Origin of the sequence: Lentilactobacillus parafarraginis DSM 18390 = JCM 14109 (genome assembly GCF_001435895.1) — a bacterium.
Lineage (GTDB): Bacteria > Bacillota > Bacilli > Lactobacillales > Lactobacillaceae > Lentilactobacillus > Lentilactobacillus parafarraginis.
The window spans coordinates 1-3,043 of record NZ_AZFZ01000123.1 but is presented as its reverse complement, the minus strand read 5'-3'; the positions used below and the strand labels follow the sequence as shown (position 1 = coordinate 3,043).

4 protein-coding genes are annotated in these 3,043 nt (G+C 44.5%); 1 reads left to right on the top strand and 3 read right to left on the bottom strand.

Going from position 1 to position 3,043, the window contains the following annotated elements; all coding sequences use genetic code 11:
* Nucleotides 1–197, top strand: a 197-nt coding sequence (locus tag FD47_RS15950; protein WP_235806111.1) for a hypothetical protein, incomplete at its 5' end; no start/stop codon positions are given.
* A gap of 50 nt (nucleotides 198–247) precedes the next feature.
* On the opposite strand, the gene FD47_RS16130 is transcribed toward FD47_RS15950, so the two are convergent.
* The 3 genes from FD47_RS16130 to FD47_RS14015 all read right to left on the bottom strand — a co-directional run bounded on the left by FD47_RS16130 (nucleotide 248) and on the right by FD47_RS14015 (nucleotide 2,862).
* The gene (locus FD47_RS16130) at nucleotides 248–379 is read right to left on the bottom strand and encodes a hypothetical protein (RefSeq protein ID WP_263849952.1); all 132 of its coding nucleotides are present in this window, start codon (nucleotides 377–379) and stop codon (nucleotides 248–250) included.
* Nucleotides 380–659: 280 nt separating this feature from the next.
* Complete coding sequence (tyrS, locus tag FD47_RS14020; RefSeq protein WP_054736687.1) at nucleotides 660–1,916, bottom strand: tyrosine--tRNA ligase; 1,257 nt, start codon at nucleotides 1,914–1,916, stop codon at nucleotides 660–662.
* Between the two features lie 301 nt (nucleotides 1,917–2,217).
* Nucleotides 2,218–2,862, bottom strand: coding sequence for a zinc metalloprotease (locus tag FD47_RS14015; RefSeq protein WP_054736685.1), 645 nt, complete (start codon nucleotides 2,860–2,862; stop codon nucleotides 2,218–2,220).
* Between the last annotated feature and the right edge of the window lie 181 nt (nucleotides 2,863–3,043).

Genomic DNA, 3,043 nt, shown 5'->3' with positions numbered 1-3,043 from the left:
CGCAACGAAAACTAGTTTACCAAGATATCGATGCCCGGTCAAGTAGAAATTTCAACTCGTTTATTTCACGCCCATTAATTGTGTCATTTTTTAAGACTGCCGTTAGCCATCGAAGCAGCAAATTCCTGAAATTAAAGGGATTCGTATCGCTAACAACAGCCCGTTTTCACTGGTGGGTTGTGATAATGATGGGTTAAAAATCTCGGCTGATCGAAATAAACCCGAGTCTGCTCTCCTGCTACAAATTTTATTGGCTAAAGCTCACATCGGCAATTCTAATTTTCATACTTGGTAAAAGATTCATTGCAAAATAAACGAAATTATCGCCAACTTCTTGATTTTGATTGGCGTAACCGCCAGCAACGTTGATAACTGCCATTGTTTCGGATCACGTTTCTGAAAGAACGAACCTCCCGACCAGATCTGAATGAACTCGAGCTCTATATAAACAGGCGTTTAAATAACAATCTAGGATTTCCTTAGCCGGATCAGCTGCTGGCAACGAAAAAAAGTTGGGGGCTAACCTCTTGGAACGCCTGACTTTCTGAGAAATCATTCACTTCACGCCTGCCGGCTCAAATGAATCGGCCGGCAAAAAAAAGATGGTCAACCCGGAAATATCCTGGTTAAACCACCTTAGAACGGCAATCACATTATCATTATTTGACACGCGCAAGGAAGTAACGCTTCTTGCCCCGCCGAATGATCACAAACTTGCCATCAAATTTTTTCGAAGGATCAATTTCGTAATTAGTATCCTGAATCTTTTCACCATTCACCCGAATGGCACCATTGGTAATGTCTTCACGGGCCTGACGCCGTGACGGTTCAATCTTAGTCGCATCAACCAACCACTGAACAATGTTTAGCGGCGCTGCATCCACTTCAACCGTCGGCATATTCTTGAAGCCCTGTTCAATTTCTTCAGTTGAGAGATCAGCGACATTTCCAGAAAACAGCGCCTTCGTAATTCGCTCAGCCTGGTCAACCGCCTTTTGGCCGTGAACAAACTTTGTGACTTCCTCCGCTAATCGGCGTTGAGCTTCCCGTTTTTCAGGGTGCTGCTCAACCTTTTTGGCCAAGCCATCAATTTCATCGCGGCTCAAGAAGGTAAAGTACTTGAGATACTTCACAACGTCTTGGTCATCCTGGTTGATCCAAAATTGGTAGAACTCGTAAGGGGTCGTCTTTTCCGGATCAAGCCAAACATTACCGCCCTCACTCTTACCAAACTTTGTCCCATCAGCCTTCAGCAATAGCGGAATCGTCATCCCAAACGCCTGAGCGTCCGAACCTTCGATTTTATGAATCAAATCAATTCCAGAGGTAATGTTGCCCCACTGGTCGGCACCTCCCAATTGAACCTGCACATCATTATGTCGGAACAAGTGAAGAAAATCAATTCCCTGCAGAATTTGATAGGTGAATTCAGTAAACGAAATTCCGGCCTCCAATCGGCTGGCAACAATTTCCTTTCGAATCATCGTATTGATGTTAAATAGCTTACCGTAATCGCGCAAAAAATCCAGTAAAGATAGCTTGGAAAGCCAGTCGTAATTATTAACGATTTCAAACGACCCATCCTGACCAAACAACTTTTCCATTTGGTGAGTAAGCGCTTCTTGGTTATGGCGAACTTGATCCATCGTCTGCAGCACCCGCTCGGATTTCTTGCCAGATGGATCACCAATCGAACCGGTCCCCCCGCCAATGACAATTACAGGATGATGGCCAGCCAACTGGAACCGTTTTAAGATCATGAACGGAATTAAATGGCCAATGTGCATGCTGTCACCGGTCGGATCGATGCCGACATAAAGGCCAACTGACTTTTTGTTGACCAATTCAGCCAGGCCGTCATGGTCCGTCTCCTGGTTAATCGCACCGCGCCATTTTAAATCGTCTAAAATATTCATCAAATTTCCTCCTAAATATAAAAAGTCCCCGACAATGAATCATTGTCAGGGACGAATTTTCCGCGTTACCACCCAAGTTACCGCTATAAAGCGATCTGCTCATTCATTGGTAACGAAATGACTCGTCTATTTATTCATAGAAAGCTCGATAACCGTAATTTCACCAATGAACCGCTTGGCTCACATCGCCCGCCAAGTTTCTGAATTCTCGATTCAATCAGCTACTAAAGTTATGTCCTTGCTTTAACATACAATATCTTAATATTAAGGGTTGCAACTAAGCTTGTCAATCGATTCCCAGCTAAAGTTTTCCGTGAATCATCTGCTGATAAAACAACCCCTGGTTAGCGCGATACCCTTGAAAAGTCGCGTTACTCATCACATGCGTTTTCTTGAGACTCCACTTTGCCAGGCTGACATCAAAGTGAGTCATTGTCGTGTGATAATTACCGCCCATGATAGTCAGCCGCTTAAATTGGCGCCGTAAAATCGGGTCCGAGTAATCATACAGATCAGAAGTCCCCATTGTATGGCCCATCTCGTGAATCACCACCGCTTGGCGCTTTTGATGAGAATATCGCTGCATCCACCGATCATTCAATGCGATCACCTCACTGTTAACTTCAGCCATGCCTGCATAGCCGGCGGCCAATTGAGTGGTTCCGGTAAACGCCAGACGTGACTGGGTTAATGACGACGTTGGGCGAAAAAGCCGTCGTCCCAGGGCACGATTCCATTTGTTTGCGGCCGCCTGAATATCACCCTGATATTTCTTGGCATCGGCCTTCACGTAATACTTAATCATCCCATGATTCGTTAAATTCTTACTGCCATGCATTTCGGATGTAAACGTCACCTGAGACGCTGCCGCTGGTTTTTCGCTACCGACAAACCCAGCCAACCCAAATACCCCAACCATCGCAATTATCACGAATCGCTTAAACATGGATTTGATTCCCCCAATTAAGTTGTCCCTGAAAAGATTCCCCATCTATTCTTGATGACCTTATCATATCAAGGCTGATTGGATTGTGCAAAATTGAAGTCTACAAATCGTCATCATTTCTTCACAAAAAATTCAAACAACGAGTTAGTTGTCTCAGACTGAAGACAAACGCTATTTTGAA